Source organism: Caloranaerobacter azorensis DSM 13643, assembly GCF_900129995.1.
GTDB lineage: Bacteria > Bacillota > Clostridia > Tissierellales > Thermohalobacteraceae > Caloranaerobacter > Caloranaerobacter azorensis.
Window position 1 is genome coordinate 1 of sequence record NZ_FQXO01000110.1, and the last position, 5,849, is coordinate 5,849.

Consider the following 5,849-nt stretch of genomic DNA (forward strand, 5'->3'; position numbering starts at 1 on the left):
TATTAGATGGAATATAGAAGTAATATTTTATCAGCAAAAATTTTTCTGGTCATTTGGTAAATATATGGTAAGGAATAAAGAAGCTATAGAAAGATTTATAAACTTAATAGCTATAAGTTTTACTTTTGTTTCAGTATTACCCTTTATCAGTAATAGATTTTCTGATTACAAATTTGAAAGCCCACAAGTTATAAAACGAATGATTTCAGAAAGAGTAATAAAAGAATTAATTTTTGATAGTTTCGTATCTTCGCTCGAAAATAGAAAAATTTATTCTGTAGTTTCCAAATGCGTTAAAAACTTTATATACAATGACTTTGTGGCTTAATTAATCTTGTAAACTGGTGTATATTTTAAAAAATATTCATAATTTAATAAAAGAATAATTTACTTATGAAATATAAAAAATTTTTCGTTAAGCGTTTCTGATTTCAAAATTGTGGTATAATTATTTTAAGTTGATTAAGGAGGTATATATTTATGAGAAAATATATGAAAGCTGAAATCAATAGACATGATATGATATTGACACAAATGGGAGCTAAAATTAAAATAATAAATTCTTATATGTGCTACGTTACGTTTGATTTAGATGGAACAGAGGTCTCATATGTATATAATGTTAATAAGAAAAACAAATATTTTTTAGAAAGAATAGAGCCTTATCCTGAACATGCTGGTACTTTCAAGTGTGAAGAAGACGTAATTGAAACAATAAAAATCGATATCGAACAATTTAAAAATGCAAAAAAATCTAGAGTTTTTGACTTATTTGTCGACATTAATAAGGAAATGAACAAAACTATTAGAAATTTTGAAGACCTTTACCTCTACTACAACGTGCCTCGTGAATATGCCAATTCAATAAAATCTAAAATTCAAGAAATACAAGATATTATAAAGACAGCAAAAGAAAATTGTGAAAGAGTTTATTTTAAAAAAGACCCAGATACTCTTTAGTTAAAAAAATAGTTTTTAAATGTTTGATTTTTTTGAATATATCTATTATTTATAAAAATACGATTTAATCAGTATTATGATAGCTTTGGACATTTTTTAAATTTTCAAAATTATTAGGAAAAGTATGAATTTTAGATGTATTCTGAAATAACGATAAAATATTAATCAATTTGAGATATTAGAGTTGTAAATAGGATTTTAATTTGTTTTAATATAAGAGTAAAATAATAATCGTGCCCATATACATATGATTAAAAGGAGTTGTTGATATGCTAACAAATTCTCATGTTTATATCGCCGCTATTGTATTTATATTAACTTATGCTTTTATTATTTCCGAAAAAATTAACAGAACTGCAGTTGCATTATTAGGTGCCGCAATAATGTTAGGACTTAAAGTGATTAGTCAGGAATACGCTTTTGAATCTATCGATTTTAATACGATAGGGCTATTAATTGGTATGATGATCATCATAACCATAACTAAGCGGACAGGGGTATTTCAATATATTGCTATTAAGTCAGCAAAATTGGCTAAAGGTGATCCATGGAAAATCATTTTATCATTTTCAATAATAACTGCTATTTCATCAGCACTTTTGGATAATGTTACTACAGTTCTGTTATTAGCTCCCGTTACTTTAGTTATTACAGATACATTAAATCTTAATCCCATACCATTCTTATTGCCGGAGATACTTTCAGCAAACATTGGCGGAACAGCCACATTAATCGGAGACCCTCCCAATATCATGATCGGAAGTGCAACCGGTTTAGGATTCCTTGATTTTCTTTTCAATTTAGGTCCAGTAGTAATTGTCATTCTATCAGTAGTAATTCTTATATTAAAATTAATATATGGTAAAGAGCTTATCGTTGATGAAGAACATAAAAAGCGAATAATGAATTTTGACGAATATAAAGCTATAAAAGACCATTCTCTACTTAAAAAGAGTTTAATAGTTTTAGGATTTACTATTATAGGATTTGCATTACATCAGGTTTTTGAATTCGAATCTGCTACAGTAGCACTTATAGGCGCTTCCACATTATTGGTTTTAAGTAAAATAAATCCAGAAGAAGTTTTAATTGAATTAGAATGGACTACTATCTTTTTCTTCGCAGGTTTATTTATCCTAGTTGGTGCTCTTGAGGAAGTTGGTATAATAGAGACTATAGCAGAAAAAGTTGTTTTTATAACAAAAGGAAACCTTTTCCTAACCACATTAATGATTATTTGGGTATCTGCTATTGCTTCTGCATTTATTGATAATATTCCTTTTGTGGCAACGATGATTCCACTAATAAAAAGTATCGGAAGTATGTCGAATATCAATACTACTCCTCTTTGGTGGGCATTAGCCTTAGGTGCTTGTCTAGGAGGTAACGGTAGTTTGGTCGGTGCATCAGCTAATGTAATCGTTGCTGGAATGTTAGAGAAAACAAAATATAAACTTACATTTATAGATTTTATTAAGATAGGATTTCCAATTATGATTGTATCTGTTTTAATATCTACAATATATTTAATAGTATTCTATATCTAGTAATGGGAGGAATATTTATGTTAAAATCAAATAAGAGAAAACTAATCGATTTAATACTCTTAGTATTTTGTTTAGTGATACTCTTGGGCATCAAATTTTTAGAAACTTCTCATCATAAAAACATGACATCGAATTTGCAAAATAACGGATTAACACAAAGAGTTTTCTTAGAAGAAGAAAGATTTTGGGGAATAAAATTTTGAGGATTAGAAAAATAATCTAATCCTCTTTTTTTATATTAAATATAATAGGTCTTCATCTCCTGACTAATTTCTAATATCGAATCAAATGATTGGCTGGCCTCTATCTTTACTCTTTCTAAATTGTATTCTGGCCAGAAATGTGTCAGTATCAGCCTTTTTACTCCAGCTTTCTTACCAATCTCCCCAGCTTGTTTAGCAGATAAATGAGGAGCATTATCTTCTCTATCTTCTTCAAGCAATCCTGATTCACAGAGCAGTAAATCAGCATTTTTTGAAAAATCTATCAAAGACTTATTATATGAAGTGTCTGATGAATACACAAAAGTTTTTTTGCCTTTTCTTATTTTAACTGCAAAAGTTTTAATTGGATGCTTCATTCTTCTAAAAGTAATTTCAATATCATCTAGATTGATAATAGTATCTTCTTCTATTGGAATTATATTAAATGAATTGTTATAATTAAGCCTCTTTACCATTTCGTAATCATCGGTAGGTGTGTATAAAGGTATAGTTACATTACACTTACCCTTCATTTTGTTTACTCCTATTGCATATTTCATAACCATAATATCACTTATATGATCACTATGTAAATGAGTAAGTATAATAATATCAATATCACTAATGCTACAAATCTTTAACAATCTAGATAACACTCCGTTTCCACAATCAATCAAGATTTTTTTGTCATCTGTTTCAAATAAATATCCCGAACAAGCTCCTCCTGGTTTAGGATAGGGTCCATTGTTACCTAATACAGTTAATTTCATCTAATCCCTCCCGTATAAAGCTACATATATTTTATTCTTCCTTATTTATTTTATGTTTATAAGTATAAATAAAAAATCTCAGACTGTAAAGTCTGAGATTTCTATATATTTTTAATATATTTTGTCCTTTTTAATCCTAAAATAATAGGATAAGCAATTATGAGTCCACCAACAAATTGTAAAATATTAGCCGGCACACTGAAAATAGGAACTATCATATTCCCTTTTAAAATTCCTCCAGCTATATAATATCCTATAACCATCCATAATCCAGCTAAAGTCATCCCCATAAGATTACTTACGCTAGCCATCTCTTTTCCTTGTTTCTTTAGTACTAAACTTAATATAACGATAAATAACGGGATTAAAATAATAGCAACTAACAACGAGGTTTGCACTTTATCGAATAATGCTTGCAATTCACCCATACCTTTTAATTTAAATTTTTCAATTAAATAATTTGCAAGCTCTAAATTTTGAAAGTTTTCCAATTTAGCAGCTAAATAATTCTTTAAAGCTACACCAAAAAATATCCAGCCAACACTTATAATAACTGTTAATAACTTTTTAACTTTTGCCAATCTACTATTTTCCATATCTTTAACTACAAAACCTACTATAGCCCCCATTATCCCTTTAATAATCAAGGTTGGAATCACCCAATGTGTATATCCTAAATACAAATCAGCTAAAGATGAACCTAATCCTCCTGCTATAGCACCATACTTCCATCCTAATAAAATTGCAGCCACAAAAATCATACTGTCTCCGGCATGTATGTACCCTTCAGTAAAAGGAATTGGAATTTGTGGTATAATAGCCGTAGCTACAAATACAAGAGCTATCATTAGTCCACCATAAGTTAATTTTTTCACGCTATTATCTTGCAAAAAAAGCCCCCCTATCGATATAATTTATCACCTGCCAGTATTCATTATACCAAAATTGTATCGATAGTCAAGGGGATATCCGAAAGATTGTATCGATATTGTATCGGTATATTCTTGCATTATCATCTTTTCTTTGCAATTTTATTTTTTTTAACACATTTTAATTTACATCCTTGATATACATTTCTAGGGCCACTATAAAAACCTACTGATGATGCTGCTAAAAAAATCCCTATAATTATTCCTTTCAAAATATTACCAGGTGCAAAATAAACTATACCAGCAATTATACCTAACACTAAAGATACTAAAGGACAAAATTTCTTAGGTAACCCTAAATTTTGAGCTAACTTAGTTAAAAACATTATTAAAGGGACAACAGAAATATCGTAAACTTGAAAGTCTATAATACCTACCCCCTTTCATCCTTCTACATTATAATATGAAAGGGGTTTTAAAAAAATTATCATAATATAATTACATTTTAACCATAACTTTTAGAATAATTAAATTTGCTATTTATATTTCTTTCTTCCATATCTTTTCAAGGTGAAAGTAAGTATTATTATTCCTATATAGATATATAACTGTCCTAATCCTTCTTGTAAAATTTCACCTTCAATCATACATATCATCCACCTTAATCAACTTTTTCTCTCTTAAATACAGCTATAATATTTCTACCATTTAGAATACTATTCATTGATACTAATTCCCAGCCTTGTTGCCCTAATTCGTTCATCTTTTTCTCATGTTCAGGAGTTAACACTAATTTTACAGCTCCATGTGTTTTAAAATTTTCAATTTTGTACTCAAATTTTTTCATTTTAAATCCCTCCAAAAATTAAAATCAATTTAGGTATTGAAATTAGCTTGTTAATGATTTAAAATTTAATTGCTAGTTAACAAAATCCCCGAATTAAGCTAAATTTTTCATGGAATAATATAGCTTATCATTCATATAATGCAATAAACACATATATATTATAAATAAAAAACAGGGAAGTTTCTAGATGGATAAGAATAAAATACAAGTTAACGAACTAAACAGACTATACGATGAAATCTATTACAGCAATAATAATGATGTCGAACAAGCACTAGAATTAATATCAAATCTTATCTCAGAAAAAGAATATGAAGAATCGGGTATTGAAGTTAATGACCTTTCTGATATAATACATATCGCTATAGAAACGTTAGAAGAAATAAGTGAAATTTTTGATAGTGAAGGGTTAATCGATTCATATAATTTTGTAATTGAAAAACTTGAAAACCTACAAAATGGAGAATTAGATGATATTATCGAAGAGGAATACAGTAAATTTTTTGACGATGATTTTATAGATGAATATGGAGACGAATCGGAAATGGAAGACTATTAAATCGAGTAGGAGGTAGATGATTAATTCATCTACCGACCTCTCACACCACCGTACGTACCGTTCGGTATACGGCGGTTCATTAGGTTAAGTTCAA

9 protein-coding genes are annotated in these 5,849 nt (G+C 28.5%); 5 read left to right on the forward strand and 4 right to left on the reverse strand.

Features of this window, described 5'->3' with window-relative positions; genetic code table 11:
• The 4 genes from BUB51_RS11880 to BUB51_RS11895 all read left to right on the forward strand — a co-directional run.
• Positions 1–328: hypothetical protein (locus tag BUB51_RS11880; protein WP_278294469.1), on the forward strand; the 328-nt coding region annotated here is incomplete at its 5' end.
• A gap of 152 nt (positions 329–480) precedes the next feature.
• The gene (locus tag BUB51_RS11885; protein ID WP_035161454.1) at positions 481–960 is read left to right on the forward strand and encodes a hypothetical protein; all 480 of its coding nucleotides are present in this window, start codon (positions 481–483) and stop codon (positions 958–960) included.
• A 269-nt stretch (positions 961–1,229) separates the two neighbouring features.
• Positions 1,230–2,507 (forward strand): ArsB/NhaD family transporter, encoded by a 1,278-nt coding sequence (locus tag BUB51_RS11890; RefSeq protein WP_035161452.1) that lies wholly within the window; start codon positions 1,230–1,232, stop codon positions 2,505–2,507.
• 17 nt (positions 2,508–2,524) lie between these two features.
• Complete coding sequence (locus BUB51_RS11895) at positions 2,525–2,710, forward strand: hypothetical protein (RefSeq protein ID WP_035161450.1); 186 nt, start codon at positions 2,525–2,527, stop codon at positions 2,708–2,710.
• A gap of 35 nt (positions 2,711–2,745) precedes the next feature.
• Here BUB51_RS11895 and BUB51_RS11900 read toward each other — a convergent pair whose 3' ends face one another.
• From BUB51_RS11900 to BUB51_RS11915, 4 genes are all read right to left on the reverse strand, one after another.
• Positions 2,746–3,480, reverse strand: coding sequence for an MBL fold metallo-hydrolase (locus tag BUB51_RS11900; protein ID WP_073197993.1), 735 nt, complete (start codon positions 3,478–3,480; stop codon positions 2,746–2,748).
• A 101-nt stretch (positions 3,481–3,581) separates the two neighbouring features.
• Entirely contained in the window at positions 3,582–4,370 is a 789-nt protein-coding gene (locus BUB51_RS11905; RefSeq protein ID WP_073197995.1) for an ECF transporter S component, read from the reverse strand.
• Positions 4,371–4,492: 122 nt separating this feature from the next.
• Positions 4,493–4,735: a hypothetical protein gene (locus BUB51_RS11910; RefSeq protein ID WP_052045087.1), complete on the reverse strand. Its 243-nt coding sequence runs from the start codon at positions 4,733–4,735 to the stop codon at positions 4,493–4,495.
• Positions 4,736–5,010: 275 nt separating this feature from the next.
• Positions 5,011–5,196, reverse strand: coding sequence for a DUF4177 domain-containing protein (locus BUB51_RS11915; RefSeq protein ID WP_035161444.1), 186 nt, complete (start codon positions 5,194–5,196; stop codon positions 5,011–5,013).
• 187 nt (positions 5,197–5,383) lie between these two features.
• Here BUB51_RS11915 and BUB51_RS11920 point away from each other — a divergent pair, with 187 nt between their 5' ends.
• Entirely contained in the window at positions 5,384–5,755 is a 372-nt protein-coding gene (locus tag BUB51_RS11920) for a hypothetical protein (protein ID WP_073197996.1), read from the forward strand.
• Positions 5,756–5,849: the final 94 nt, after the last annotated feature.